Consider the following 26,510-nt stretch of genomic DNA (forward strand, 5'->3'; position numbering starts at 1 on the left):
AATCCCGGGCGCCATTATTTTTACTGGAAATGTTCAAGTGCAACATAATGGTGTTCTTATAAATTGCAATAAAGCGTATCATTATACCGATGAAGATTACGTAAAAGCGTTTGGAAACGTAATATTAAACCAAGGCGATACTATTGTAATGAATAGCCGTTATGCGGAATACGATGGGAAAACATTACAAGCCTACGCAACTGGAAATGTCAATTTGCGTTCGCCTGATTCTAATTTAACAACCGATACCATTTACTTTGATAGAAACAAACAAGAAGCCTTTTATAGAAGCTGGGGAACCATTCTTAATAAAGAAAATACTTTAAAAAGTAAATCTGGAAGATATTATTTAAATAACAAAAAATACGTTTTCAAAACAGCAGTAACGGTTGTAAATCCACAAGTTACTATTAAAACTAATAATTTAGAATTTTACGACAACTCAGGACACGCCTACGTTTACGGCCCAAGTACGATTACAAGTAAAGAAAATGTGATTAACACTACAAATGGATTTTATGACACTAAAAATGATGTTGGAAGGCTTTTGGATAAATCCAATATCGTTTATAATAATCGGAAAGTAGAAGGCGATATTATCAATTACGACCGAAAGAAAAATTTCGCAAAAGCTACCAATAACGTAAAAATTACCGATACCATTAACAATATGATTGCTACCGGACATTACGCAGAAGTATATCGAAATATTGGCGGGACGAAAAAAGATTCGATGTTTATTACCAAAAAAGCACTGATAAAAACCTTAGTAGAAAAGGATACTATGTATCTCCACGGAAAAAAAATATTGGTTACGGGTCCGCAAGAAGATAGAACCATAAGAGCTTTTAACAATGTTCGATTTTTTAAAACGGATATGAGTGGAAAATGCGATTCCATTCATTCTAATAATAAAACACAACTCACAAAACTTATCGGAAGACCTGTAGTTTGGAATGCAGATAACCAAATGACGGGCGACGTTATTCATTTAATAGGAAATAATAAAACCGAGAAATTAGATTCATTGAAAATACTCAATAATGCCTTTTTGGTTCAAAAAGATACGTTAAGTGAAGACAATTTCAATCAAGTGAAAGGGCAATTTTTATACGGAAAGTTTAGAGATAATAAATTATACGAAGTAGATTTAATCAAAAATACAGAGAAAATTTATTTTATGTATAACGATGAAAATGAAATGGTTGGAATTGACAAGGGCGTTTCAAGTAGTATCAATATGCAATTGGAAAACAATAAAATTTTAGAACTAACTTCTTTCAAACAAATTTTAAGCGATACCTATCCTGATAAAGAATTTCCAAAAAACGCAAGGCGACTTAGAGGTTTTATTTGGCGAATAGACGAAAAAATCACATCTTTAGAGAATATTTTTCCTGATGAAGAAAAAGCCATCGACGAAAAAGTAAAAGTCGAAACAAAAAAGAAAGAAAAAGAAGAGAAAAAACCAATGTCCGTCCTAAAAGAAACTACGGATTATGGGAAAAAAGTAGGTAGTAAAAAGGAAAAAGTGAAAAGTAAAAAGCAAAAAACTCAATCACCTTAAACCCTTAACCTAAAAACCAAAACCATGATAAACGATTTCTTTAAATATCAAGCACAAACCTCTCCTCACCCATTAGCTATGGAAATTTCTTATGCTAAAGGTTCTTATATTTATGATACTTCTGGAAATAAATATTTAGATTTTGTAGCAGGTGTTTCAGCGTGTAGTTTAGGACATCAAAATGAACGTGTAAATACGGCTATAAAAAACCAATTAGACAAATATTCTCACGTTATGGTGTATGGCGAATATGCCCAAAATCCAGCAACCGAATATTGTAAATTATTAGCCGAACTTCTACCCTATCCCTTAAAAAAAACATATTTGGTAAATTCTGGAACCGAAGCTACCGAAGGCGCTTTAAAATTAGCAAGAAGAGTAACCGGAAGAAGTCAATTTATATCTTGCCATAATGCCTATCACGGGAATACTATGGGGAGTTTAAGTGTTATGGGTTTTGAAGAACGCAAACAAGTATTTAGACCATTAGTACCAGACGTCGATTTTATTACGTTTAATAACGAAGAAGATATCCAGAAAATTACAACAAAAACAGCTGGAATTATCTTAGAATCTATTCAAGGAGGTGCAGGTTTTATTCAACCACAAAACGATTTTCTTAAAAAAGTTAGAGCGCGATGCACTGAAGTTGGCGCGATGTTAATCATAGACGAAATTCAACCCGGATTTGGTCGTACTGGAAAATTATTCGGCTTTGAAAATTACGATTGTGTACCAGATGTTTTAGTTATTGGAAAAGGAATGGGCGGCGGAATGCCAGTTGGCGCATTTGTAGCTTCTGAAGCACATATGGATTTATTATACGACAATCCGAAGTTAGGACATATTACCACATTTGGTGGACATCCCGTAATTGCAGCCGCTTGCTTAGCCACATTACAAGAAATTACTGAAACCAAATTAATGGCAGAAACATTAGAAAAAGAAATTCTTTTCAGAAAATTATTGGTTCATCCTTTAATAACAGAAGTTCGTGGAAAAGGTTTAATGTTAGCTGCAATGACAAAAAACGCAAACATTACAAACGAAGTTATTTTACGATGTCACAAACGTGGACTAATATTATTTTGGTTATTATTTGAAGGAACAGCCATCCGTATTACACCTCCATTAACCATTTCCAATGAAGAAATTGAAGAAGGTTGTCAATTATTATTAGAAGTTATGGACGAGGTTCATACTTTGAATCTTTAAAACCTAAATATTAATTTTTTAAACACTGATTTGAGAAATTTTAAAAATTAGTATAATTTCTCAAATCAGTGTTGCTAAATAACTGTATTTGAACTTAAATTTTGTTAATTAAATTGTTCAAAAGATACACTTGGCAAAGAATTTGCAAGCATTAAATTACGTAATTTTATTACTGTAACTTTTAAAAAGTTGTTGCTATGAATATGAGCCATAATGAAGAAGAGGAAGAAAACAAATTATCGCTTTCTAAATTCGAATCGATGCTAAAAACCAACAAGGTTTTCTTTTTTGATTCGGAAGAATTTGAAGATATTGTTTTGCATTATATGGATACTGGGCGCGTTAATTTAGCAAAAAAAGCACTACGCTTGGGCTTAGAGCAACATCCAAAATCTACAGGATTAAAACTGGTTCACGTTGAATTATTAATTTACGATGACAAAATTGAACAAGCTGAAAAAATCTTAAATGAAATCGCGTTATTAGAACCTACAAACGAGGAAGTTTTTATTCAACGTGCCAACATTTGTTCCAAAAGAGACCAACACGAAAAAGCTATTGAACATTTAAGAATTGCGCTTCGATACACAGATGATGAAGCAGATGTCTATTCTATGATTGGAATGGAATATTTATTTATGGATAATTTAGAGTTGGCCAAAGAAAACTTTATTTTATGTTTAGATAACGATGAAGAAGATTATTCTGCACTTTACAATGTGGTGTATTGTTTTGACTTCTTAGACCAAAACCAGGAAGCAATAGTATATTTAGAAAATTTTATCGAGAAAAATCCTTATAGCGAAGTAGCTTGGCACCAATTAGGACGCCAATTTTATGCCATTAAAAATTACGAAAAAGCCGTTTGGGCTTTTGATTATGCTTGTCTTATTGATGAAGGTTTTTTAGGCGCGTTTTTAGAAAAAGCAAAATCATTAGAAAAACTTCAGCACTATCAAGAAGCCATAGATTGTTATTTAATTACAATTGAATTAGATGATCCTACTTCATTTGCTTATTTGCGCATTGGAAAATGCTATGAAAAACTTGGAAATTCAGAACAAGCTTTAAATTTTTACTTAAAAACTGTTCACGAAGATCCTTTATTGGATAAGGCTTGGTTAGCTATAACTGATTTTTACATTAAACAAAAAGATTTCCAAAAATCATTATATTATGTAAATAAAGCAATTGGAATTGATGGTGAAAATCCACTTTATTGGAGACGATATGCTACCATAAATCAATACCTGAATTTCTTTGAAGAGGCAGAAGAAGGTTACAGAAAAGCGTTTGAAAACGGAGATGTAGAATTAGATAATTTTCTTTTTTGGAGTGATGTTTTATATGTTTTAGGCGAAGTAAATGCAGCCTTCGAAATCTTAAATCAAGCCAAAGAATTGTATCCAAATGAAGCCGAGATTTTATATCGTTTAGTAGGTTTATTCTACAATATTGAGGAGGAAACTAACGCCATCGATGCATTAGAAACGGCTTTAACGACCGATTTTAACAAAAATTATATATTAAAAGATGCCTTCCCACACGTTTGGGAATGCGAAACTGTACAAAATAGTATTAAAAAACATACACTATAAGCCAATCTATGGAAATTATCGACTTTTTATTACATTTTTTAAAAGATCCTTTAACCGTAATTACCCAACTAATTGACCAATACAATACACTAATTTATTTTATATTATTTTTAGTAGTTTTTGTGGAAACTGGATTTGTGATAATGCCATTATTACCAGGAGATTCAATGCTTTTTTCCATTGGTGTCATTGCTGCAACTACCGGAAAATTAAGTTTGGTGATTATTATTCCTTTGTTAATTTTAGCTGCGTTACTTGGTGACAATTTAAACTATTTTGTAGGGCATAAATTTGGTGAATTCATAAAAGAAAAAAAGAAAATACTTTTCCTCAAAAGAGAATATATTGAAAAAACAGAAGATTTCTTCGAAAAAAATGGTGGTAAAGCAGTGATAATGGCTCGTTTTGTGCCTATTGTAAGAACTATCGCACCCTTTGTGGCCGGAGCTGGAAGTATGAAATATAGAAATTACATTCTGAATTGTATTTTAGGTGCTGTACTTTGGGTAGCTGGAATTACACTTTTAGGTTATTTTTTAGGACAATTTGAGGTGGTAAAAAACAATTTTGAAAAATTAGTTTTAGGTATAGTTTTGGTTTCAGTATTGCCAATTTTCATTAAAATTTTCAAATCCAAATTTAACAAAGCATAACGGAAATGAAGCATAAATCACAAAAGAAACAGCGCAAGTTTGGACTTATTGGTAAAAACATAAGTTATTCTTTTTCTAAAAAATACTTCTCCGAGAAATTCATAAATAATCATTTTCACAACTGTGAATATGAAAATTACGATATTGAAAATATTAAAGAAATTATTGAAATCATTGATAAAACTAAAGGTTTAGTTGGGCTAAACGTAACTATACCTTACAAAGAATCTATTCTTCCATTTTTAAATAAAATTTCAAAAAACGCAAAAAAAATAGGCGCTGTAAATTGCATTTCTATTTCTAAAAATAAAAAAATAAAAGGATACAATACCGATTTTTATGGGTTTAAAAAATCATTGAAACCCTTATTGAAAAATCATCACAAAAAAGCTTTGATTTTAGGAACTGGTGGCGCCAGTAAAGCAGTAGCTTTCGCTTTAAAAAAACTAAATATCGAATTTGATTTTGTGTCTCGAAATCCATCAGAATATGAAATTGGATACAAGGAAATAAATACGTCTATTTTTAATGAATATCAAATAATTATAAATACTACTCCATTAGGCACATTCCCAAATATTACGGAATTTCCAAAATTAGATTATGCCCTATTTACATCAAAACATATTGCTTTTGATTTAGTGTATAATCCTGAAGAATCCGCTTTCTTAAAAAAAGCAAGAAAAGCTGGTGCAATTACAAAAAACGGACAAGAAATGCTTATAAATCAGGCTGAAAAAGCTTGGTTAATATGGAACAAATAACAACTAATGTGATATTTTAGTACAATTTCTTTGAATTTCCCACCTCTTTTGGTATCTTCGAGCCCTTAACTTAAGCATTAAAACATGTTAGAAGAATTGAATGATAACCTGCAACAAGCAGATGGACAAGAAGAAACAACTTCAATTGAAAACCAAACTCCTATTTCAGAAGAAACTGAATTAGAAAGTCAAGTTTTGGAAGTAACTGAAAATGAAACGATTTCGGATAAATCAGAAGAAGAAACAACCGTTTCCGTACAAGATGAAATAGACAATCATTTGGCTGAATCAAGCGAAGAAGGTTCTATTGATACCGATTTAGAAATAGAAACAAAAGATTACGAAAAACTTTCTTTAGAAGAATTAGTCGATGAATTGGCTACGCTTGTAGGTCATGAAAAGGCATTGGTTTTTAAAAATCAAATTGAAGATGTAAAAAAAGCATTTTTAAATCAATTTCATCAATTACTTGAAGAAAAAAGAGTTGCCTTTTTTGCTGAAAATGAAACAACTACAGAATTTGAATATCATTCACCAATAAAAGTAAAATTTGATCAATTATTAGACACATATCGTAATAAAAAAACGGCAAATTTTAAAAATATTGAGAATCAATTAAAAAATAATTTAACTGAAAAAACTGCTTTAATAGAAGAATTAAAAGCGTTAATTGCAAGTAACGATTCTAATATTTCAGAAATGTTTAAAAAATTCAACGACATTAGAGAGCGTTGGAAAAATTCGGGAGCCATTCCGAAAGACAAATACAATTTAGTTTGGAATAATTTTCATTTTCATGTAGATAGATTTTACGAAATTGTTCATTTAGATAGAGAAATTAGAGATGCTGATTTTAAAAACAATTTAGAGCAGAAATTAGAAATTATCGCCAAAGCAAAACTTTTAGTAGAATTGCCAGATGTAACTAAATCTTTCAGAGAATTACAATTATTACATCGTGTTTGGAAAGAAGAAATTGGACCCGTAGACAAAGAAAATAGAGAAAAAATATGGCAAGAGTTTAGTGAAATTACTAAAATTCTACATGATAAACGCGAAGCATTAGCGTCTCAATTTAAAGAAAAAGAGCAAGAAAATTTAAGTCGCAAAAACGAAATTATTGCTGAAGTAAATGCATTAAGCACTGAAAAAGTAAATAATCACGGTGAGTGGCAAAATCAAATTGTAAAATTAGAAACGTTACGCGATGCATTCTTTAAAGCAGGACGTGTGCCAGCAGAAGCTACAGAAGTTACTTGGAGTAATTTTAAAAATGCTGTTCGTGCATTTAATGCTACGAAAAATTCATTTTATAAAGATATTAAAAATGAACAACATCGTAATTTAGAATTGAAATTAGCCTTAATTGAGAAAGCAAAAGCGAATATCGATACGGAAGATTTTGATGCTACCACTCCAATCATGAAGCAAATTCAAGAGGAATGGAAAAAAATCGGACATGTACCAAGAAAACTTTCAGATGAAATTTGGGAAACGTTCAAAAAAACTTGTAATGCATATTTTGATAGATTACACGAGTCAAGAAAAGAAGAAATTGGTGTAGAAGTTGAGGCTTTTGAAAAGAAAAAAGAATACTTAGAAATCGTTCGTGCATTTCAATTAGTTGGTGAACACAAAACCGATTTAGACGCCATTAAAGCACATATTGCTGCATGGAAAGAATTTGGTAAAGTGCCTCAAAATCGTCGTCATATTGAAGGAAAATTCAATAAAATTTTAGATGCTTTGTTTGAAAAACTGAGTTTATCTAAAAAAGATTCTGAAATGATGAAATTTAGTAATCGTTTAGAGCAACTTTCGGAAGGAAACGACCAAAGAGCCATTGCTAACGAGCAAATTTTTATAAGAAGAAAAATTGATGAACTGAATCATGAAATCAATCAATTAGAAAACAATATTGGTTTCTTCAATAATGCAAAAGGAAACAATCCATTTATTAAAGAAGTGCAAAAAAATATTGAAAAACATAAAGAGGAATTACAAACTTGGAAAGACAAACTAAAAAAGTTAAACACCATTTAATTCCTAATACAATACATTAAAAAGACTGCTAATTGCAGTCTTTTTTTTGTTTAAAAAAGTCCTAAAACACAATTCATCCTTAAAAATTGACAGTTGGGTTAGATATTATTTTTTAGCAGAAAATTTATAAGGAATTTTGTCTCAGAATTAAAACAACCAAATTATGATACAACTTATCCTTTATTTAATCGCAATTATTGTGCAATCACTTAATTTTTAATTATTTTTATACTAAACCTTTTTACTATGTTTGATAAACTCATCAAAGAAATTCCAAGAGCGGTTATTTTATCCATTGCTGTTTTTTTAGTTTTGTTGGTAATAAAATTAATGACAGGCATAACCATTCAATTGAATGAATTTTTGCTAATTAATTTTGGTTACACCATGTTATATGGAATAACTTTATATTTTGCTAATGCCTTTTTATTCATTTATTTAGATGATGTTTTTAAAGTAGAACGATTTACAAAACGAAGAATAATTTTAGGCTTTTTAGGTTCGTTTGTAATTTCTGTTTTTGCTATTTTTTTATTGCGAATTGTTGAAGATGTAATCATTGAAGGCTTAAGTTTTGATGCGTTTTTTCAAAATGAAACCTTAGCAAATTATGTGGTAACTATTATAATTACATTTGTTGTAACCTTAGCATTTCATGCGTTTTACTTTTATAAAGCGTATCAAGAAAATAAGGTTAACCAACAAAAGATTATTGCTGGAAATGCTTCGGCACAGTTTGAAAGTTTAAAAAACCAAATTGATCCGCATTTTTTGTTCAATAGTTTAAATGTGTTGAGTTCATTAATTGAAGAAAATCCAATTGCAGCACAAAAATTCACTACTTCCTTATCAAAAGTTTATCGCTATGTTTTGGAGCAAAAAGACAAAGAATTGGTTTCGGTAACCGAAGAATTAACCTTTGCCAAAACCTATATGAATTTACTTTTAATGCGATTTGAAAACAGCATCACATTTGAAATTCCTGAAAACATTGAGAATGATGAAGCAAAAGTAGTTCCATTATCCTTACAATTATTGCTTGAAAACTGCATAAAACATAATGTTGTTAGTGAAACTAAACCGCTTCACATCAAAATTAATGTTGAAAATGGTATGTTAGCTGTGTCCAATAATTTACAAAAGAAAGAAGTTTTGACAGACCGAAAAGGAGTTGGATTAGAAAACATTGTAAATCGATACGGAATACTTACCCAACGTAAAGTAATAGTTGAAGAAAACGAAAATGAATTTAAAATAAGCATACCTATATTAACCAAACAAATTTCAGTTATGGAAACCAACACCCTATTTTCAGAAAATGCAGCATACGCAAGAGCCAAAAAACGTGTAGAAGAATTGAAAAGCTTTTACGGAAATTTAACTGCTTATAGTATTGTAATACCAACATTGGCAATAATTAATTACAATACATTTTGGGGCTTTCAATGGTTTTGGTTCCCGATGTTAGGTTGGGGATTAGGATTAAGTTTTCATGCATTTGGGGTTTTTGGATACGGTAAAACCTGGGAAGAACGAAAAATTCAAGAAATAGTAAATAAAGGAAAAAATAATAATTGGGAATAATTTAAAAAAACACAAAACATGGAAAATATAACTTCAGAACAAATTCGCTACGAGGAAGCGGTGAAAAGAGTAAATAAAATAAAAGGGTTTTATACGCATGCATTAGTATATTTGGTCATTAATAGTATGTTAGTAATCTTAAATATTCAAAACTTAAAAGAAGGCGAAAGTTATTTTCAGTTTAAGAACTTCTTTACTGCTTTCTTTTGGGGAATTGGTTTGTTAGCGCACGCATTGTCAACATTTTTGCCTTATTTTATTTTAGGGAAAGATTGGGAAGAACGCAAAATTAAGGAGTTGATGGAGAAAGAAAAAGCGAATAAGTGGGAGTAATTATGAAATCAACATTTACTATTTTGCTTCTAATTCATATCGTGTCGGGAAGTATTGGTTTAATTACTGGAACTATAAATTTAATTCGTAAAAAAGGAGATAAACCACATAAAAAATTTGGCGTTTTTTTTCTATACGGAATGCTGATAAATGGGGTTTCAGGTTTATTAATGTCAATAATTCATTTCAATTTTTTTCTTTTTATTGTTGGTGTTTTTTCAATTTATATGGTCAGCACAGGACAACGATATCTTTCATTGAAAACTATATTACCAACTCAAAAAGCACTTAAAATTGATTGGATACTTAGCGCAGGAATGTTTCTTTTTGGGATAGGATTTATTATTTATGGTGTACTTTTACTCTTATCTTCTAATAATTTTGGAATAGTTTTATTAGTTTTCGGATTTATAAGTATTTCGATGGTTTATCAAGATTTTAAAAATTATCAAGGTCGAAACTCAAATAAAAACTTTTGGTTATTAGTCCACATTCAAAGAATGATGGGTTCCTATATTGCTGCTATGACTGCCTTCATTGTAGTGAATAATACCATTTTACCAGGAATAGTAGCGTGGCTTTTGCCTACAGTAATAGTAACACCATTAATTTTTAAATGGTCAAGAAAATATAAAATCCAAACCAAATAGGACTATGAACATCATCATCATCGAAGACGAAAAGCCAGCAGCTCGATTATTGCAGCGTAAAATTGAAAAATTAGGCTTGCAGGTAAATACGTTGTTACATTCTGTGGAAGAATCAATTGCTTGGTTTCGAAATAATCCGCATCCAGATTTGATTTTTTTGGATATTCAATTGTCTGATGGTTTGTCATTTGAACTTTTTGAACAAATTGAGATTAAAAGTGCGGTTATTTTTACTACAGCTTATGACGAATATGCGTTGCGCGCTTTTAAACTTAATAGCATTGATTACTTATTAAAACCAATTGACGAAGACGAACTTTCAACTGCCATTTCAAAATTCAAAAATCAATTTCAAAAAAATACGATTTCGAGTTTAGATTTTGAAGCCATTAAACGTATGTTGGTTAATCCGGTGGAAAAAGAATATAAAACGCGATTTTCAGTGAAAATTGGACAACAAATAAAAGTAATTTCTATTGATGAAATTGAATGTTTTTATAGCGAAAACAAAGGCACGTATATTCACACTTTGGACAATCGAAATTATTTAACAGATATTACTTTAGAGGTTTTAGAAACTGAAATAAATCCGAAAGATTTTTATCGCGTAAGTCGAAAATTCATTATTTCGTTAAAAGCCATAAAAGAAATTCAAATGTATTCTAACTCGCGGTTAAAAATTAGTTTAAATTCGTATTCAGAAGATGAAATAATTGTAGCCAGAGAACGCGTTAGTGAATTTAAAAATTGGATTGGTTAATGTATCATTGTTTTTCGAATACCAATTAAAACAAACAGCAATAAAGAATAAAAAGTAAAAAATGGTGCAATAAATTCTATCCAACCTAACGGTAACATTATAGCAATAATCAGTAATTGAAAGCCTAATCCATAAAGTGAAAGTAGCGTCATAAACCAATTCGGGAATGTTTTTACTTTATAAGCATCGGCATCTAAAAAGTGAATAATTTTATCGAATATGCTGTATACTATGGTGTAAATGCCAAATAAAATATTGACAGCTTGTTGCGTTTCGCCAGGTAGTGCTTTTGGTGTTTTATATTCAAAAATCTTGCTGGTGGAATCACCTCCAACCGATTTATTTCTCAAAATGACATAGTAATAATTATAAAGCGTGCCTTGCAATTGAATGCTAATAAATGCAAGTAATGCCAACCAAATCGATGTTTTTGAAACATAACAAATGGTCATAAAAAACAGAAAGTTCAAGATAATATCAAACACACTATCTAAATATCTTCCTACATAAGAAGGCGTGTTTTTTAGTCTGGCCAATTCGCCATCGGCAGCATCAATTCCAGATTTTAAAATGATGAAAAAGGCTGCGGCGAAATAATACTGGTTCAAAATACAATAGATTGCAATTAGTCCCGAAATTCCGAATAAAAGTGTAACGTGAATGGGTGTAAAACGCGTGTTTTTTAAGGAATTAGCCAAAATTTTACCAAAAGACCTTCCGTAATCTGATAAATCCAAAAATTTATCTTGCGCTGCGAGTTTAGACATTAATTAAATCTAAAGAACTGTGACAATATAGTCGGACTGCAAAAGTAATATTATTTTTCTGTTATTTTTTTATTTTCTAAAAGTAAATAAAATTGAACACTGAATAGGAAAGTTGCCAATACTAAATGTATAGTTTGACTTCCGAAAGGAAAATCGACATACACCATAATTACACCTGTTATTATTTCGAAAATTAAAATTCGAACTACCCAGTTTACTTTTTCGAAACCCAATTGAAGATTTCTATTTCGAAGAAGTAAAAATAAATTGGCCAAAAAGACCACAATTGAAAAACTGCGGTGAAAGTAGAATGTGATTTCGGGGTGTAATAACCAAAACGCTTTTGGAGCTCCCGATTTCTCAATTGTATCTATAAATTCACGAACATACGTTCCTAAAACCACTTGAACAATAGTAAGAAGTAGCACAACAACAAGCGCTATACTAAACTTTTTATCGTATTTTCTGTCACTATTTTTTGCCGAAACCACATATATAACATATAACTGTAACCCCACAATTAAAAAAGCAGTTAACATATGAGTGGTAATTTTAACCGGACTTAATACCGAATCTACCACTGTTTTTCCCAACCAAGCTTGAAAACCCATTAGTATACAAACCAAAAGCGAATACACAACTATTTTTTTGTTTTCTTTCCAGTAGCCAAATGCGAAAATAAATGTTACAAAACAGGCAATTCCTGCCAAAGCACCAAGCAATCTATTGATGTATTCAATCCAAGTATGTGCTGGGTTAAAAATAGCATAATCGTGTTTGGTATAGGCTTCCCAGTTACTTTCTAAAAAAGAAGAAGTAGCTGTAAAATCAGATTTTGCCACAAGTAAACCTTCGTCTTTAATAATTACTTGACCTTCATCGTAAACTTTATTAGGCGTGAATTCAAGTTCTTTTTGTTCTGTAGGTGGAATGTAATATCCGAAACACTTTGGCCAATCTGGACAGCCCATTCCTGAGCCAGTCATTCGCACCAAAGCACCTGCAAGAATTACTAAATAAACTAAAACTAATGCTGTTTTTGCTGTTGTAAGAAAATATTTTTTCATTGGTTTAATTAAGTTTCAAAGTTGCAGAGTTTCAAAGTTGAAAAGTTACAGGGTTTGTTTTATTTTGTTCATAAAAGAAGTTAACATTCGTTCAAGTTCTCTACTATCTTCGTAAAGTGTATTGAAATTTTCTAAAGTAATATAGTTCAAGTTATATGCAATTTCAACTTGTGTTTGAAATTCGAAAAGTGAACCTAAAGAAATAGTTAAAAATCTATAATAATCTTTATTTGTTCCTCTTCCAAAACCTTCCGAAATATTACTTGGAATTGAAATGGCACATCTTCTTATTTGCGAAGTAAGACCAAATTGTTCCTCCTTAGGAAAACCAGCTGAAACAGCATAACAGTTTGTAACTAAAGTCATGGCTTTCTGCCAAATAAGTAAATCTCTAAATGTCTTCACTTTAATCTAAATATTTAAAATCATCAATTAATCACTATTTTTAACTTTGCTACTCTGAAACTCTGCTACTTTGCAACTCTAACTAATCCCATTTTTTCAGCACGTTTTAAAACAAATTCTTTAGCAGGTTCGTATTCATTTGGAATTTCACCTTCTAAAATAGCTTCTTTTACGGCTTCTTTTAATACACCAATTTCACGACCTGGTTTTAATCCAAATAGTTCCATAATTTCTTCTCCAGAAATAGGTGGCTGAAAAACCCGAACTCGGTCTTTTTCTTCCACTTCTACAATTTTCTGTTTAACAATGTCGAAGTTTTTATGATATTTCTGAAATTTCTTTGGGTTTTTTGTAGTGATATCGGCTTTACATAATGTCATTAAACTATCAACATCTTCACCAGCATCAAAAACTAAACGACGAACAGCTGAATCGGTAACAATTTCTTCAGCTATTACAATTGGTCGCGAACTCATCATCACCATTTTTTGAACAAACTTCATTTTCTGATTCAACGGCATATGCAAACGTTCAAATATTTTTTTGACCATTTTTCCGCCTAAAAACTCATGTCCGTGAAATGTCCATCCTTGTTTTTTGTTGAATTTTTTAGTGGGAGCTTTTCCAATATCGTGTAATAATGCAGCCCAGCGTAACCATACATCATCCGTATTTGGGCAGATATTATCTACTACTTCTAACGTGTGGTAAAAATTATTTTTATGGGTATGTCCTTCTACTTCTTCGACATTATTTAAAGCGGTCAATTCAGGTAAAATAATATCTAATAAACCGGTTTGAAACAAATGTAAAAATCCGATAGATGGTTTTTCAGAAGCTAAAATTTTATTTAATTCATCTACAATTCGCTCTCCTGAAATAATATTAATTCTATCTTTATTATTAGAAATCGCTTCTAAGGATTCGGTTTCAATTTCAAAATTCAATTGGGTAGCAAAACGAATAGCGCGCATCATTCGCAATGGATCATCAGAATAGGTAATATCCGGATCCAAAGGCGTTTTTAATAGTTTGTTTTCTAAATCGGTAACACCATTAAATGGATCTACTAAATCACCAAAATTATCAGAATTTAAAGAAAAAGCCATCGCATTAATGGTAAAATCACGACGTTCTTGGTCGTCTTTTAAAGTTCCATTTTCTACTAAAGGATTTCTGCTATCGTGTGTATACGATTCTTTTCTTGCACCTACAAACTCAATATCCATTTCTTTGTAACGTAACATAGCTGTTCCGTAGTTTTTAAAAACTTGAACTTTAGGTTGGTTTGGAAGTAATTCTGAAACTTTTAAAGCTAATTCTATACCGCTACCAACAGCAACAATATCGATGTCTTTTTTATGATTTCTATTCAATAAAATATCACGAACAAAACCACCAATCACATAGCATTCCAAGTTAAGTTCTTGAGCGGCTTGCGATATGATTTTGAATATTTTATTTTCTAAATGTTGTTTGTAATTCATTAATTTTTGTTTCAAGTTTCAGGTTTCAGGTTACTTTGGATACAACTTTAAACTTGAAACCTGAAACAAATTTTATCGTCTAATCACCTTTACCTGACTGTCTAAAGTTAATTTGATTATGGCTGAAGGTTTTTTGCAAACTTTATCGTGGTGCAAATTTACTACATAGTCTACACCTTTTATAATTTCTGGAGAAATTTCTTTAAAAGTTTTTGGAGTAAACATACCAGAAATATTTGCTGAGGTTGAAACCAACGGTTTTTTCATCCGTTCCATTAATTTGAAGCAAAACGGATCGGTAACAATTCGAACTCCTAAAGTATTGTCTTCTGCAATGATGTTTTTAGCAACATTTCTTGGATTATCTAGTATTAAAGTTGTTGGTTTTTCCGATAAATCTAAAATTTGCCAAGCCACTTCAGGAATTTCTTTAAAAACGTTATACATCATTCGTTCACCATTTATTAAAACAATCATGCTTTTAGTTTCTTCCCTTTGTTTTAAAGCATAAATTTTAGCTACAGCCTCTTCGTTAGTAGCATCACAACCAATTCCCCAAACAGTATCTGTTGGATACAAAATAATTCCGCCATTTTTTATGACTTCGTAGGCATTGTGAATTTCGATGTTGATTAATTCCATTATGGGATTTTAATAAAATCTAAATTATAATAAATTAATGTTCCTTCTGTTGTGGTATATAAAATAAAATTAAAATCATTAATAGTTTTCATCACAGTATATGAACATTTAGGTATCATTCTATCATGTGTTTCAACCATAATTATTTTGGTTTTTGGTAGCCAATTCTCGTAATTTTTTTCAAATAAATCTTTTTCAGCACCTTCAATATCAATTTTTAACACATCAATAGTTTCCCAATTATTTGTAGTTAAAATTTCATCTAAAGTTACAGAAGTACTATTCGCTTCTTCCGGATTGGTTGTTTCAACTATTTGAAAACTATTTGTTGCGTTATAAGGATCAATAATTTTAAAATATGCTTTTTTATTAAATAAGGCATTGTGCTTAATTTCAAAATTTGTAAAATTTGCCGTGTTTTTTTTAATTGCTGCTATATTTTGCTCTTCAATTTCAATTGCAACAATATTTGCGTTTGGATACTTCATTCTAAAAAATAATGAGGCCAAACCAACGTTTGCTCCAGCATCTATAATTGTTTTGGGAACAATTGGCAACGTAATATCATATAAACTTGACAAAAATATTTCTTCAAATGTTTCGGTATCTTTTGTGTCTTTTCTTAAATATATTTTTCTTCCTAAACTTGCTAGATTAATTTCTTCATTATTGTTTTTTAATCCAAAATATAATGACAAAGCATCTTTAAGTGAAAAATATTTTTTTAGTGCTTTTAATTTTGCTAACTTTCTTAACATGGTGTATGGTTTTTAGTTTTATATTATTGTTTTAGTTTATTTGTCTTTTATTTAATATTTTATCTGAAAATAATAGAAAAAAAGACATAATAGGATATTTTTTCTTCATAGCTTTTTTATAGTTATATACTAATTGTTTAATTTCATTAAGATTACTAAGAAAAAGCGTGTTGGTGTGATCTATGGCTGTTAATTTTTGATTTAAATAATAGGCATTACATAATCTTTTAATTTTTCTTTTAAATTGATAAAATTTAATATCATAATTATGTAAATCTAATAAATTTAATAATTCTTTTTTATTCTCATTATCTAATTTATAAATAACACCACCAACTTGTTGTGCGTCATGAATTCTATAATTGATATACTTTTTTGTTATAAATGAAAAACTTTTTTTTGAACTAGATACTCTAGCCATCCATTCATCATGATGAAAATTTGGAATTATAGGAAATGGCATACATTCAGATAAAAATGATTTCCTTATTGCCATGGTAGCGCCTGTAGCAATATTAAAAAAATAAGAAATTAGAATGTGATAATCTATATCTACTTGATATTTATTATATAATTGTGGTATATCCCAAACCGTAAATTTATCGATTAATTCTGAATTTTCATCCATACAATTTCCATTTGTTGCCAAAACAGAAATAGTTGGATTTAAATTAAAATAGCTTGTCATTTCGGCAACTTTTTCAGGTAACCAACTATCATCCTGATCGGAAAGAAAAATAATATCGCCAGTACATAAAGACATTGCTTTTTCAAAGTTTTTTACACTTCTTAAATTTATTTCATTGTGGTGAAACTTTACAATATTTGGAAATTTACTACAATATTGCTTGATAATATGGTGAGTTCCGTCAGTTGAATTATCATCACAAATTACAATTTCATCAACAGGTAAGGTTTGATTCAATATAGAATCTAATTGCTCACGAAGATATTTTTCGCCATTATAAGTGCAAAGTGCAACAGATGTTTTCATTTAAATAAATTTAACAATGTAATACGATTATTTGGCGAAATCCTAACCTTTAATAAGCTACAAAAATAACTTATTTATTGTAAAGAGAAAACATTTTTTATCCAATTTTGAATATGATATTTACTTATAATTTTTTCTGGATAATTAGAATTTGAAAATGTAAGATTTTCAAATGAATTTGAGAATATTTCTATTTTTTCAAATTCAAAAAAATCATAAGTTTTTATGGTTTTATTATTAGTAACTATATTCTTTTGCAAACCTAAAGCTTCAAAAATACGAAAACTCAAACCTGTTTGATTATCACGAACTAAATCAACAATTGTTTCACTTTCAGCATACATTTTTAATGTTTCTTGCTGAGAAAATCTTTTCTTTTGGAAGATTAAATTCTTATTTTTTCCTAAAAACAATTGTTTTAATTTATTTACAAATGCTTTTTTCCCAATAGCATAAAACAAAAAGGATTGATGTTGTTTTTTTAAATGCTCAGCAAATTGATTTAAATAGTCTAATCGATTATCAATTGAACCTATATAAATAAAGTTTTGCTTTAGTTGAGAAGCATTTTTAGGTGTGTCAAAATAAATATAGTTAGTAATTTCTGAAAATCCGTAAGTTGCAACATCAGTTTTATCAAAGGAAAATATTTCATCGAAAACACCATCTAACAGGTGTTTAACAGGGCATCTTGACACGCTATCGTACAAATAAGCTATATATTTTTCGGTATGTTTTTTAATCTCTAAATGATATTCTAAATCAATTAATTCTGGATTAATAACTAAAATTTGATGTTGAAAACCACTTTTTTGAAGTTGTTGAAGTATATATTCTTGACGTTTTTTTAGTTTTGGGTTTTTACCTAAAAAGACTTTACTCAATGTGTTCTGAATGCGTTCCCAAGTACTTTTATACTTAAAATTTCCAATTTTTATATGAAAACTATCTATTCCTTTTTTTTGTAAAGCGCTAACAATATGGGCATCATAATTCCAATGATCAAAACTAATTACAGCAATTTTTTGCAACATATTTACACTTTTAAAAAACAAAGATATTGTTTTTTTAGAAAGATTTCAATTACATTTGTAAATCAAACTCAACCTATGGATAAATCGATAGTAAACATCATTAAAAATTTTGGCACCGAAGGCGATTTATTAGTTGCAGGAAAAAGGAATATTATTAAAACATTTCTATATAAAACAACTGTTTTAAACATTAAATCTTTTAAAATTCCAATTTTAATTAATGGAATAATCTATAGATATTTTAGAAAATCTAAAGCCCAAAGATCATTTGAGTTTGCTACTATTTTAAATCAAAAAAATATTGGTACACCTAAACCTATTGGCTATTTTGAAAACAAAAACTGGTTTCGCCTTTTAGATAGTTATTATGTTTGTGAACACATAAGTCCAGATTATGTTTTTAAAGATTTATTTGGCGTTGAGAACCCTGAAACCGATACCATTTTAAAGCAATTGGCACATTTTTGTTTTCAATTACACGAAGCAGGTATAGAATTCAAAGATCATTCACCAGGAAACACGCTAATTAAAAAAAATGAATCAGGAACTTTTGATTTTTATCTTGTAGATTTAAATCGAATGACGTTTCATAAAGAAATGGATTTCAATTTAAGAATGAAAAATCTTTGTCGATTAACGCCTTCAGAATATATGGTTCAGGTAATTAGCTATGAATATGCAAAATTATACAACAAACCAAAAGAAGAAGTTTTTCAATTAATGTGGAAATACACAGACGCTTTTTTTAATAAAGCACTCAAAAAAAGAAATTTCAAAAAAAGATTGGGATTATGATAGCAAAGCTTTTAAATAATAAAAAAATAATTTTAAGTATTTGGATCTTATTAGCTGCAATTTCTGCAATAAAGCAATATATAATAGGCAATAACAACAATTACCTTATTTTTAAAAATGTATTTTATCATACGTTAAAACAAAAATCGTTGTATGTATCTTATCCAGATTTATACTTTGACCACAACCATTATGGACCAATTTTCAGTTTGTTTATTGCACCTTTTGCACTTTTACCAAATGGAATTGGCATGGTTTCATGGTGCATATTTAATGCTTTAGTTTTAGTATATGCGATTCGTCAAATAAACTTAGAAAGTTCTAAAATCAACCTAATTTTATGGATTTGTGCTCACGAATTTTTAACCGCTATTTTGGGACAACAATTCAATCCGATAATGACGAGTATTATTATTTTATCTTATGTTTTAATCGAAAAAAAGAAAGATTTTTGGTCTACTTGTTTAATTGTATTGGGTACATTTATAAAATTATATGGCATTGTTGGCTTAGCGTTTTTCTTTTTTTCTAAACAAAAACTAAAATTCATCGCATCATTGATATTTTGGTCTATTGTGTTTTTTGTACTTCCAATGGCAATTTCATCTCCAGAATTTATACTAAATAGTTATTCAGAATGGTTTGCCAGATTGGTTGAGAAAAACAATGAAAATGCTGCATTAACTTCTATGCAAGATATTTCAATTATGGGAATGGTTAGAAAAACATTAAATATGCCGCATCTTTCAAATATGCTGTTTTTACTTCCAGGATTATTACTTTTTGGATTGCCTTATTTAAGATTTAATATGTTTTCGAACAAAAAATTTCAGTTATTATTATTGTCATCCGTTTTAATTTTTACCGTAATATTTAGTTCAGGATCTGAAAGTCCAACCTATATTATTGCATTTGCTGGCGTAGCCATTTGGTTTGTTATTCAGGAAGAAAAAACAAAATGGACTTGGTTTTTATTTATATTTGCGATGATATTAACCAGTTTTTCACCTTCAGATTTAATACCGAAGTTTATTAGAGAAACGTATGTTAAACCTTATGCTTTAAAAGCATTGCCTTGTATTTTAATTTGGTTTCAAATTATTTACGAATTACTGACATTAAAAAAAGAATCAAATTCATCCATTACTCATGAATAAATCTATAGCCATAGTAATCCCTTCATATAATGAAGCCTCTAATATTGATGTTTTAATACAAGCGTTAAACGAAACCATTGTAAATATAAATTACAATTTTAAATTTATTTTTGTAGATGATGGGTCAAATGATGAAACCGTTGCTGTTTTGAAAGAAAAATCAAAAGAACATCAGCATATTTTTTATTTAGAATTATCAAGAAATTTCGGACATCAAAATGCCCTAAAAGCTGGGATAGATTTAGTAAAAAATGACGTAGACGCAATTATTTCTATGGATGGAGATATGCAACACCCTCCTAAAATTATTCCAAAACTTATACAAAAATGGGAAGAAGGATTTGAAGTTGTATACACTATTAGAGAAGAAGACAAAAAATTAGGTTTCATAAAAAATAAAACTTCCAATTTATTTTACGGTTTAATGAATAAGCTTTCAGACATTAAATTTGAACCTGGAACAGCAGATTTCAGATTAATAGACAAAAAAGTAGCGCAAGTATTTTCAGATTTCACAGAAAATGAATTATTTATAAGAGGTATTATCAATTGGGTAGGTTATAAGCAATTTGCCATACATTATGAACCAAACGAAAGATTTTCAGGAAAAAGTAAATACACAGTAGGCAAAATGATGCGTTTTGCAGTTCAAGGTATTACTTCTTTTAGTACAAAACCTCTTTCTATGGCTATTATTTTAGGTATTAGTTTATCCGTAATGGCATTTATTTTTTATATCGCATATGTATTGTATAGCATATATTATGGACATGTTATTTCTGGTTGGGCATCTGTTATAACAACAGTGGTGTTTTTTGGCGGACTAAATTTAGTGGTATTAGGCATTATAGGCGTGTATATTGGTAAATTATTTATGCAATCTAAAGGAAGACCAAATTATTTAATTAGTAGCACCAATTACAAATGATTTTACTAAGTTTTGATATAGAAGAATTCGACATGCCTTTTGAGTATGGTAAAGATATTTCATTAGAAAATCAAATTGCCGTTTCCGAAAAAGGAACTGAAACTATTTTAAATATTTTACAAAAACATCAAATTAAAGCTACGTTTTTTTCAACCGTTGTATTTGCTGAAAAAGTACCTCATTTAATTAAACGAATTATTAATGAAGGGCATGAATTGGCTTCTCACACTTATTATCACAGTAATTTTGAAGTGGCGCATTTAAAACAATCCAAAGCTGCCTTAGAAGCACTTTCAAATTCTGAAGTTGTTGGGTTTAGAATGCCCAGAATGTATCCTGTAGATGAACGAGAAATCGAAAATGCTGGATATTTATATAATTCATCAATTAATCCAACATTTTTACCAGGAAGATATAATCATTTAGATAAACCAAGAACTTATTTTAAATTACACAATGTTTGGCAAATACCTGCATCTGTAAGCCCTTGGGTTCGATTTCCTTTATTTTGGCTATCATTTCATAATTTACCTATGAGTATTTATAAATTCTTAGCAAAATGGACGTATAAAAATGACGGGTATTTAAATATATATTTTCATCCTTGGGAATTTACGCCATTAGATAATAAAACTGCCTATAATTTTCCTAAGTATGTGAGTAAAAATACTGGAAATGCCATGACAGAAAGATTAAGTAGTTTTATACAAGCCATGAAAGAAAAAAAATATATATTTGGTACTTTCAAAGAATTTTTAATTCTAAAAAATTTAAAATAATCTTTTTTGAGTGCAATTTCTATAATACTTACAACTTACAATACTGAAACTTGGCTAGAAAAAGTTTTGTGGGGTTACACTATACAATCATTTAAAGATTTTGAATTAATAATTGCCGATGACGGATCTACAACTGAAACAAAAAATTTAATTGAAAAATTTCAAACCGAATTTAAAAACCCAATTATTCACGTTTGGCAAAAGGATGAAGGTTTTCAAAAAACAAAAATCTTAAATAAAGCCATAATTAAAGCGTCTTGCGACTACATTTTATTTTCTGACGGAGATTGCATTCCACGAAATGACTTTGTAGCAACGCATGTAAAATATCAAAAAAAAGGTAATTTTTTATCTGGTGGTTATTTTAAATTAAATGATTTTGTCTCTAATTCAATTTCTGAAATAGACATAAAAGATCAAAGCTGTTTTAAAACTAACTGGCTATTAGAAAACGGTTTAAAATGGAATTTTAAACTAATAAAACTTACTAAAAATAAGTTTTTTGCTTATTTTATGAACTGGATTACTCCAACTAAAAAAACATTTAATGGGCACAATACTTCTTGTTTTAAAGAAGATTTATTTGCCGTTAATGGATTTAATGAAGACATGAAATACGGCGGATTAGATAGAGAAATTGGTGAACGTTTATTACACAATAATGTAAGAAGTATACAAATTAGATATAGTGCTATCTGTTTGCATTTAAACCATGATAGAAGTTACGCTACAAAAAACAATTGGCTGAATAACAACAATATAAGAAAACACAATAAACAACATAAAGTGGTTGCTATACAAAATGGTTTATCTAAATATTTGAACAATGAAGCATAAAATTTCAATATTTATTATTACATATAATGAAGCACATATAATTGCAAAATGTTTAGAAAAATTAAAAACATTTGATGAAATTATTGTTGTGGATTCTGGAAGTACAGATGCGACAGTTTCAATATGCGAATCATATGGAGCAAAAGTAATTTCGCATAAATTTGAAAATTTTGGTTTACAAAAACAATTTGCTTTAGAACAAACTGCACATAATTGGGTACTTTCATTAGATGCCGATGAAGTGTTATCTGATGCATTAATTTCAGAAATACACAACATAAATCATCAAGAAAATGTAAAGGCATATACCATTCCCAGAACACATGTTTTTTTAAATAAAGTTTTTAAAAATGGTGCAGAAAATAAACGACCAATTTTAAGATTTTTTGATAAAAATTTCGGAAAATTTACTCCAAATAAAGTGCACGAAACCATTGAAATAAAAGGTGCGATTGGAAAGCTAAAACAAGAAATGCTTCATTATACCGTATTTGATATAAACACTGCCATACAAAAACAAATTAAATATGCGTTGTTAAGTGGTGAATTGCTTCACGAAAAAAAGAAAAAAAGTAGTGTTTTTAAAATTATAATCAAATTCCCATTTGATTTTATAAGATATTATATTTTTCAACGGAATTTTCTAAATGGATATGAAGGTTTTACCTGGAGTATGTTTGCAGCATTTAGCAATTATCTTAAATATGCTAAGTTGAAAGAACTTTCTGATAACAATTCATAATATTTTTCGCAATTACTTCATCATTGAATTGTTGTACAAATTGCCATCCCTCCTCTTTCATTTTTGAAGCAAGTGACGAATCTTGTAAAACAAGTGCTATTTTATCAGATAAATCTTGCACATCAAATGGTTCAATGAATAACGAATTAGGTCCAGCTGCTTCAGGAAAAACTCCTCCTTTTGTTGTTATTACAGGAGTTTTAGAAAACAATGCTTCAATTATAGGGATTCCAAAACCTTCAAATACAGATGGATACACAAAAACAGAGGCCAATTGATAAACAATTGCTAAGTCAGTACCTGATAATCCTTTCAAAAAATGAACTCTTTTTTCTAATTTATTTTCAATAATGTATTGGTAAATTTTATCTGCATAATCTGTTTGCTTTCCAATCAAAACCAAATCAACATCTAAGTTTTTAATAGCTTTTACAATAGTTAAGGCATTTTTTCGCTCTTCAATTGTACCAACATTTAATACAAATTTTTGAGGTAAATTATATTTTTTGGAAACAAGTTGCTTTTCTATTTCTGAATAATCTTGCTTAAAAACCTCTTGGCAACCTTGATAAACAACAACTATTTTACTCGCATCAATATTTAAATACGTAATAATATCTTTTTTGGTTTGTTCACTAATTGCGATAATTAAATCGGCATTAACGGCTGCTTTTTTAAACTTATAAAAATGAATTTTTCTATCAAAATAAGAATACAATTTAGGATATCTAACAAAAATTAAATCGTGAATGGTAACAATAGATTTTATACCTTTTTTAGATAAACCTGAAGGCAATTCACCTGAAAGCCCATGATATAAAACAATTTCATCTTTAACTAAATCTTTAACTACCGCATTTTGGCGCCAATAATTTTTAAATTTTTGATTGAATTTTGAAATCGGATTTCTTTCGAATACATTCGTGTTATTTGACACAAAAAGCGTTTTTTTATTCTTTTTAGGATTGTACAAAAAATAGTTATTCTCTGGAAAATAATTGCTTAAAATCCTAACTAAATCTCGACTATAATTACCCAATCCAGTTTTATTATGAAAAACTCGTTTTGCTTCAAATCCGAAATTCATTTACTTACAATTAAAATTTAAAAAATCATGTAACTTATCGTAAAAGTAATTGGGTTTAAATTTACTGTATTTTTCAAATAAATCGCCCTCGTTAGGCAATTCATCTGCATAATCATCATAATGTACAGAAATATTTGTGGTAGTATTTTCAAATACATTCCAATCTGTTTTAATAATTCCAGGAGAATAGATGCTAAAAGTAGGTATTTGTAGCGCTTTAGCCATATTTGCAGCGCCACCTTCATTACCAATTAATGCTTTGCAATGAAATAAAATCGCTAAGAATTCCCGTAAATCATCTTGAAAAAAATCAATAAAAATATTTTTTTTCGTAGTTTCATTACATAAATTAAAAATTTCAATTGCTTGATTTTGTTGCCACGGAAGGTAATTAAACAAAATTTGCACTTCTTTTTGTGCTACAATATAATCTAAAACTTCAGCCATATATTGCAACGGATAATTTTTAATATCCTGACTACCCAAAGCGCTAATCATTAGTATATTTTTGGAAATATCAATTTTAGCATCTATTAGTTTTTGTTTACCAATACTGATTTCCTCTTCAGATAAAAATATTTTTGGAGCGATTAAATTAAAATCAATTCCTAATGGTTTTAGTAGTGCCATTCTGTGTTCGATGGCTTTGGATGCGTTTGATTCTGTATTAACATTTCTGTTAACAACATCAGATAGAAGTAATTTTGAATAACTTTTTTCAAATGAGATTGTTTTTTTCGCACCAGAAAACCAAGCTAATATCACACTATTTGGTTTACCATAAGCATCAATAACTATGTCGTATTTTTCTTTTCGTATTTTAAATAAAAAAGCAAGAAAAGCCAATTTTCCTTTTCTTGATTTTTCATCAAGAACAACTATTTTATCTATGAATTTATTGTTTTTTACAACGGCGTAACTGTTTTCATAAATTAAATAATGTAATTCAGCATTTGGAAAACGCTCTTTAAGTGCTTCCAGAATTATAGTACTTGTAAGTACATCTCCAATTCTTTTTTTCTGAATTACTAAAATTTTCATTATACCGCTACATTATATTCGCGCAAAGCATCGTTTAAAGAGGTTTTTAAATCTGTCGAAGCCTTTCTTTGTCCAATAATTAAAGCGCAAGGCACTTGAAAATCCCCAGCAGGAAATTTCTTAGTATACGTACCAGGAATTACTACAGATCTTGCAGGTACAACTCCTTTGTATTCAATTGGTTCAGAACCTGTAACATCGATAATTTTAGTGGAAGCAGTTAAACAAACGTTTGCTCCTAATACAGCTTCTTTTTCCACACGAACGCCTTCAACTACGATACAACGAGAACCAATAAATGCACCATCTTCAATAATTACAGGTGCTGCTTGTAAAGGCTCTAAAACGCCACCTATACCTACTCCTCCACTCAAATGTACATGCTTTCCAATTTGTGCGCAGCTTCCAACTGTTGCCCAAGTATCTACCATAGTTCCTTCATCAACGTAAGCACCAATATTTACATAAGATGGCATTAAAATTACACCTGATGAAATATATGCCCCATGGCGAGCTACTGCATTTGGCACAACACGAATTCCTCGCTCAGCATAATTTCGCTTTAACGGAATTTTATCGTGATATTCAAATATACCCGCTTCCAATGTTTCCATTTTTTGGATGGGAAAATACATAACTACTGCTTTTTTAACCCATTCGTTTACTTGCCAACCTGAATCTACTGGCTCTGCCACACGAAGTGAACCAGTATCTAAAAGTTCTACAACTTCTCTTATGGCGTTTTGTGTAGTTTCTTCTTGTAATAACTCACGGTTATCCCATGCGTTTTCTATAATTGATTGTAAATTTGTCATAACATTAT

General features: G+C 29.6%; 27 protein-coding genes. 16 read left to right on the plus strand and 11 right to left on the minus strand.

Annotated elements, in window-relative coordinates; all coding sequences use genetic code 11:
• The 10 genes from ABWO04_RS01860 to ABWO04_RS01905 all read left to right on the plus strand — a co-directional run.
• Window positions 1–1,567: OstA-like protein (locus ABWO04_RS01860; RefSeq protein WP_353076802.1), on the plus strand; the 1,567-nt coding region annotated here is incomplete at its 5' end.
• A gap of 24 nt (window positions 1,568–1,591) precedes the next feature.
• On the plus strand, window positions 1,592–2,782 hold the full coding sequence (locus ABWO04_RS01865) for an aspartate aminotransferase family protein (RefSeq protein WP_353076804.1): 1,191 nt from the start codon (window positions 1,592–1,594) through the stop codon (window positions 2,780–2,782).
• Between the two features lie 203 nt (window positions 2,783–2,985).
• Complete coding sequence (locus tag ABWO04_RS01870; protein ID WP_353076867.1) at window positions 2,986–4,380, plus strand: tetratricopeptide repeat protein; 1,395 nt, start codon at window positions 2,986–2,988, stop codon at window positions 4,378–4,380.
• 8 nt (window positions 4,381–4,388) lie between these two features.
• Window positions 4,389–5,033 carry a VTT domain-containing protein gene (locus tag ABWO04_RS01875; protein ID WP_353076805.1) on the plus strand — a complete coding sequence of 215 codons (645 nt, stop codon included), beginning with the start codon at window positions 4,389–4,391 and terminating at the stop codon, window positions 5,031–5,033.
• Window positions 5,034–5,038: 5 nt separating this feature from the next.
• Complete coding sequence (locus ABWO04_RS01880) at window positions 5,039–5,797, plus strand: shikimate dehydrogenase family protein (protein ID WP_353076807.1); 759 nt, start codon at window positions 5,039–5,041, stop codon at window positions 5,795–5,797.
• 84 nt (window positions 5,798–5,881) lie between these two features.
• Window positions 5,882–7,840, plus strand: a complete 1,959-nt coding sequence (locus tag ABWO04_RS01885; protein WP_353076808.1) for a DUF349 domain-containing protein — start codon at window positions 5,882–5,884, stop codon at window positions 7,838–7,840.
• Between the two features lie 246 nt (window positions 7,841–8,086).
• A complete protein-coding gene (locus ABWO04_RS01890; protein ID WP_353076810.1) occupies window positions 8,087–9,424 on the plus strand; it encodes a 2TM domain-containing protein in 1,338 nt (445 codons plus the stop codon).
• Window positions 9,425–9,442: 18 nt separating this feature from the next.
• Window positions 9,443–9,757, plus strand: coding sequence for a 2TM domain-containing protein (locus ABWO04_RS01895; RefSeq protein ID WP_353076811.1), 315 nt, complete (start codon window positions 9,443–9,445; stop codon window positions 9,755–9,757).
• Between the two features lie 2 nt (window positions 9,758–9,759).
• The gene (locus tag ABWO04_RS01900; RefSeq protein ID WP_353076813.1) at window positions 9,760–10,407 is read left to right on the plus strand and encodes a DUF2306 domain-containing protein; all 648 of its coding nucleotides are present in this window, start codon (window positions 9,760–9,762) and stop codon (window positions 10,405–10,407) included.
• Window positions 10,408–10,411: 4 nt separating this feature from the next.
• Window positions 10,412–11,167 carry a LytR/AlgR family response regulator transcription factor gene (locus tag ABWO04_RS01905; RefSeq protein WP_353076815.1) on the plus strand — a complete coding sequence of 252 codons (756 nt, stop codon included), beginning with the start codon at window positions 10,412–10,414 and terminating at the stop codon, window positions 11,165–11,167.
• Here the strand turns inward: ABWO04_RS01905 and ABWO04_RS01910 are convergent.
• From ABWO04_RS01910 to ABWO04_RS01945, 8 genes are all read right to left on the minus strand, one after another.
• Window positions 11,164–11,934, minus strand: a complete 771-nt coding sequence (locus ABWO04_RS01910; RefSeq protein ID WP_353076817.1) for a CDP-alcohol phosphatidyltransferase family protein — start codon at window positions 11,932–11,934, stop codon at window positions 11,164–11,166. The genes ABWO04_RS01905 and ABWO04_RS01910 overlap by 4 nt on opposite strands.
• Before the next feature lie 50 nt (window positions 11,935–11,984).
• Entirely contained in the window at window positions 11,985–13,001 is a 1,017-nt protein-coding gene (locus ABWO04_RS01915) for a COX15/CtaA family protein (RefSeq protein ID WP_353076819.1), read from the minus strand.
• A gap of 45 nt (window positions 13,002–13,046) precedes the next feature.
• Window positions 13,047–13,406 carry a four helix bundle protein gene (locus ABWO04_RS01920; RefSeq protein WP_353076821.1) on the minus strand — a complete coding sequence of 120 codons (360 nt, stop codon included), beginning with the start codon at window positions 13,404–13,406 and terminating at the stop codon, window positions 13,047–13,049.
• A gap of 65 nt (window positions 13,407–13,471) precedes the next feature.
• Window positions 13,472–14,893: a CCA tRNA nucleotidyltransferase gene (locus ABWO04_RS01925; protein WP_353076823.1), complete on the minus strand. Its 1,422-nt coding sequence runs from the start codon at window positions 14,891–14,893 to the stop codon at window positions 13,472–13,474.
• A 72-nt stretch (window positions 14,894–14,965) separates the two neighbouring features.
• Complete coding sequence (locus ABWO04_RS01930) at window positions 14,966–15,535, minus strand: L-threonylcarbamoyladenylate synthase (RefSeq protein WP_353076824.1); 570 nt, start codon at window positions 15,533–15,535, stop codon at window positions 14,966–14,968.
• Window positions 15,535–16,293 carry an FkbM family methyltransferase gene (locus ABWO04_RS01935; RefSeq protein WP_353076826.1) on the minus strand — a complete coding sequence of 253 codons (759 nt, stop codon included), beginning with the start codon at window positions 16,291–16,293 and terminating at the stop codon, window positions 15,535–15,537. Before ABWO04_RS01935 ends, ABWO04_RS01930 begins: the two co-directional genes overlap by 1 nt.
• 31 nt (window positions 16,294–16,324) lie before the next feature.
• A complete protein-coding gene (locus ABWO04_RS01940) occupies window positions 16,325–17,287 on the minus strand; it encodes a glycosyltransferase (RefSeq protein WP_353076828.1) in 963 nt (320 codons plus the stop codon).
• A gap of 74 nt (window positions 17,288–17,361) precedes the next feature.
• Window positions 17,362–18,321, minus strand: coding sequence for a WaaS/CpsH family glycosyltransferase (locus ABWO04_RS01945; protein WP_353076829.1), 960 nt, complete (start codon window positions 18,319–18,321; stop codon window positions 17,362–17,364).
• A 75-nt stretch (window positions 18,322–18,396) separates the two neighbouring features.
• Here ABWO04_RS01945 and ABWO04_RS01950 point away from each other — a divergent pair, with 75 nt between their 5' ends.
• Genes ABWO04_RS01950 through ABWO04_RS01975 form a run of 6 tightly spaced genes read left to right on the plus strand, consistent with a single transcriptional unit; the run spans window position 18,397 to window position 23,559 of the window.
• Window positions 18,397–19,116, plus strand: coding sequence for a lipopolysaccharide kinase InaA family protein (locus ABWO04_RS01950; protein ID WP_353076831.1), 720 nt, complete (start codon window positions 18,397–18,399; stop codon window positions 19,114–19,116).
• Window positions 19,113–20,273, plus strand: a complete 1,161-nt coding sequence (locus tag ABWO04_RS01955; RefSeq protein WP_353076833.1) for a glycosyltransferase family 87 protein — start codon at window positions 19,113–19,115, stop codon at window positions 20,271–20,273. The genes ABWO04_RS01950 and ABWO04_RS01955 overlap by 4 nt, the downstream gene beginning before the upstream one ends.
• Complete coding sequence (locus ABWO04_RS01960; RefSeq protein ID WP_353076834.1) at window positions 20,266–21,201, plus strand: glycosyltransferase family 2 protein; 936 nt, start codon at window positions 20,266–20,268, stop codon at window positions 21,199–21,201. Before ABWO04_RS01955 ends, ABWO04_RS01960 begins: the two co-directional genes overlap by 8 nt.
• Complete coding sequence (locus ABWO04_RS01965) at window positions 21,198–21,980, plus strand: polysaccharide deacetylase family protein (RefSeq protein ID WP_353076836.1); 783 nt, start codon at window positions 21,198–21,200, stop codon at window positions 21,978–21,980. Before ABWO04_RS01960 ends, ABWO04_RS01965 begins: the two co-directional genes overlap by 4 nt.
• A 6-nt stretch (window positions 21,981–21,986) precedes the next feature.
• Window positions 21,987–22,817 carry a glycosyltransferase family 2 protein gene (locus ABWO04_RS01970; protein WP_353076837.1) on the plus strand — a complete coding sequence of 277 codons (831 nt, stop codon included), beginning with the start codon at window positions 21,987–21,989 and terminating at the stop codon, window positions 22,815–22,817.
• On the plus strand, window positions 22,807–23,559 hold the full coding sequence (locus ABWO04_RS01975) for a glycosyltransferase family 2 protein (RefSeq protein WP_353076839.1): 753 nt from the start codon (window positions 22,807–22,809) through the stop codon (window positions 23,557–23,559). Before ABWO04_RS01970 ends, ABWO04_RS01975 begins: the two co-directional genes overlap by 11 nt.
• Here ABWO04_RS01975 and ABWO04_RS01980 read toward each other — a convergent pair.
• Genes ABWO04_RS01980 through ABWO04_RS01990 form a run of 3 tightly spaced genes read right to left on the minus strand, consistent with a single transcriptional unit; the run spans window position 23,525 to window position 26,502 of the window.
• Window positions 23,525–24,646, minus strand: a complete 1,122-nt coding sequence (locus ABWO04_RS01980; RefSeq protein WP_353076841.1) for a glycosyltransferase family 4 protein — start codon at window positions 24,644–24,646, stop codon at window positions 23,525–23,527. The two genes, ABWO04_RS01975 and ABWO04_RS01980, sit on opposite strands and share 35 nt — an antisense overlap.
• The gene (locus tag ABWO04_RS01985) at window positions 24,647–25,687 is read right to left on the minus strand and encodes a glycosyltransferase family 9 protein (protein ID WP_353076843.1); all 1,041 of its coding nucleotides are present in this window, start codon (window positions 25,685–25,687) and stop codon (window positions 24,647–24,649) included.
• Window positions 25,687–26,502 carry a 2,3,4,5-tetrahydropyridine-2,6-dicarboxylate N-succinyltransferase gene (locus ABWO04_RS01990; protein WP_353076845.1) on the minus strand — a complete coding sequence of 272 codons (816 nt, stop codon included), beginning with the start codon at window positions 26,500–26,502 and terminating at the stop codon, window positions 25,687–25,689. Before ABWO04_RS01990 ends, ABWO04_RS01985 begins: the two co-directional genes overlap by 1 nt.
• Window positions 26,503–26,510 lie beyond the last annotated feature (8 nt).

The organism is Flavobacterium sp., from assembly GCF_040382755.1.
Lineage (GTDB): Bacteria > Bacteroidota > Bacteroidia > Flavobacteriales > Flavobacteriaceae > Flavobacterium.

What these genes read in the sequence shown, in the direction of transcription:
- ABWO04_RS01865 (WP_353076804.1), top strand. Translation starts at nt 1,592, where the DNA reads ATGATAAACGATTTCTTTAAATATCAAGCACAAACCTCTCCTCACCCA.
- ABWO04_RS01870 (WP_353076867.1), top strand. Translation starts at nt 2,986, where the DNA reads ATGAGCCATAATGAAGAAGAGGAAGAAAACAAATTATCGCTTTCTAAA.
- ABWO04_RS01875 (WP_353076805.1), top strand. Translation starts at nt 4,389, where the DNA reads ATGGAAATTATCGACTTTTTATTACATTTTTTAAAAGATCCTTTAACC.
- ABWO04_RS01880 (WP_353076807.1), top strand. Translation starts at nt 5,039, where the DNA reads ATGAAGCATAAATCACAAAAGAAACAGCGCAAGTTTGGACTTATTGGT.
- ABWO04_RS01885 (WP_353076808.1), top strand. Translation starts at nt 5,882, where the DNA reads ATGTTAGAAGAATTGAATGATAACCTGCAACAAGCAGATGGACAAGAA.
- ABWO04_RS01890 (WP_353076810.1), top strand. Translation starts at nt 8,087, where the DNA reads ATGTTTGATAAACTCATCAAAGAAATTCCAAGAGCGGTTATTTTATCC.
- ABWO04_RS01895 (WP_353076811.1), top strand. Translation starts at nt 9,443, where the DNA reads ATGGAAAATATAACTTCAGAACAAATTCGCTACGAGGAAGCGGTGAAA.
- ABWO04_RS01900 (WP_353076813.1), top strand. Translation starts at nt 9,760, where the DNA reads ATGAAATCAACATTTACTATTTTGCTTCTAATTCATATCGTGTCGGGA.
- ABWO04_RS01905 (WP_353076815.1), top strand. Translation starts at nt 10,412, where the DNA reads ATGAACATCATCATCATCGAAGACGAAAAGCCAGCAGCTCGATTATTG.
- ABWO04_RS01910 (WP_353076817.1), bottom strand. Translation starts at nt 11,934, where the DNA reads ATGTCTAAACTCGCAGCGCAAGATAAATTTTTGGATTTATCAGATTAC.
- ABWO04_RS01915 (WP_353076819.1), bottom strand. Translation starts at nt 13,001, where the DNA reads ATGAAAAAATATTTTCTTACAACAGCAAAAACAGCATTAGTTTTAGTT.
- ABWO04_RS01925 (WP_353076823.1), bottom strand. Translation starts at nt 14,893, where the DNA reads ATGAATTACAAACAACATTTAGAAAATAAAATATTCAAAATCATATCG.
- ABWO04_RS01930 (WP_353076824.1), bottom strand. Translation starts at nt 15,535, where the DNA reads ATGGAATTAATCAACATCGAAATTCACAATGCCTACGAAGTCATAAAA.
- ABWO04_RS01935 (WP_353076826.1), bottom strand. Translation starts at nt 16,293, where the DNA reads ATGTTAAGAAAGTTAGCAAAATTAAAAGCACTAAAAAAATATTTTTCA.
- ABWO04_RS01940 (WP_353076828.1), bottom strand. Translation starts at nt 17,287, where the DNA reads ATGAAAACATCTGTTGCACTTTGCACTTATAATGGCGAAAAATATCTT.
- ABWO04_RS01945 (WP_353076829.1), bottom strand. Translation starts at nt 18,321, where the DNA reads ATGTTGCAAAAAATTGCTGTAATTAGTTTTGATCATTGGAATTATGAT.
- ABWO04_RS01950 (WP_353076831.1), top strand. Translation starts at nt 18,397, where the DNA reads ATGGATAAATCGATAGTAAACATCATTAAAAATTTTGGCACCGAAGGC.
- ABWO04_RS01955 (WP_353076833.1), top strand. Translation starts at nt 19,113, where the DNA reads ATGATAGCAAAGCTTTTAAATAATAAAAAAATAATTTTAAGTATTTGG.
- ABWO04_RS01960 (WP_353076834.1), top strand. Translation starts at nt 20,266, where the DNA reads ATGAATAAATCTATAGCCATAGTAATCCCTTCATATAATGAAGCCTCT.
- ABWO04_RS01965 (WP_353076836.1), top strand. Translation starts at nt 21,198, where the DNA reads ATGATTTTACTAAGTTTTGATATAGAAGAATTCGACATGCCTTTTGAG.
- ABWO04_RS01975 (WP_353076839.1), top strand. Translation starts at nt 22,807, where the DNA reads ATGAAGCATAAAATTTCAATATTTATTATTACATATAATGAAGCACAT.
- ABWO04_RS01980 (WP_353076841.1), bottom strand. Translation starts at nt 24,646, where the DNA reads ATGAATTTCGGATTTGAAGCAAAACGAGTTTTTCATAATAAAACTGGA.
- ABWO04_RS01985 (WP_353076843.1), bottom strand. Translation starts at nt 25,687, where the DNA reads ATGAAAATTTTAGTAATTCAGAAAAAAAGAATTGGAGATGTACTTACA.
- ABWO04_RS01990 (WP_353076845.1), bottom strand. Translation starts at nt 26,502, where the DNA reads ATGACAAATTTACAATCAATTATAGAAAACGCATGGGATAACCGTGAG.